Annotated in this window: 1 pseudogene; it reads left to right on the top strand. The window is 55.3% G+C overall.

The window, feature by feature from the left end:
• A pseudogene (locus ACR0EN_RS21250) lies at window positions 1–568 on the top strand (hypothetical protein); the annotation flags it as partial.

The raw sequence follows: 568 nt of genomic DNA, 5'->3' as shown, positions 1-568 counted from the left end.
GGCCCACCCAAGACGCTCTACAACTGCTGAAAACGTTAGAGCGACAACGGCGTGTTTGCACGGATCATGGAAGGGCTGGCTTCGGACCATTCCGATCACAGGGCGATCATGATAGTAGTGAGCAGGCGAACACCATGCGTTCGAGTGGGCCTGGGCAAGTATTTGAAGGCACATTGCACGGTTTCAAGCCTGAGGTTGAAAAAAAGGGGCGCTGGTGCCTGATTGGGCGTGCCAAAGGGGGAATGAACACCAAGTTGCATGCCGTCACCGATGCTTCTGGTCACCCAATCCGGTCCTTCATAGCTGCCGGTCAGATCAGTGATTACACGGGTGCCAGGGCACTTCTGAGCAGCCTACCAGCCGCCGATTGGATGATTGCTGATCGGGGTTACGATTCTGACTGGTTCCGAAAGGTTATGAAAGACAAAGGGACACGCCCATGCATGCCCGGCAGAAAGTCACGCGAGAAGCCTGTCCGAAAAGGCAAGCACAGGTACAAGCGCCGAAACCGCATCGAGGTCATGTTCAGTCGCTTGAAGGAATGGAGCCGAGTAGAAACCCGCTACGA

The sequence above is a fragment of the Ruegeria sp. AB7 genome, assembly GCF_056542625.1.
The sequence above is the reverse complement of the archived record's forward strand: the minus strand, read 5'-3'. Positions and strand labels throughout refer to the sequence as shown.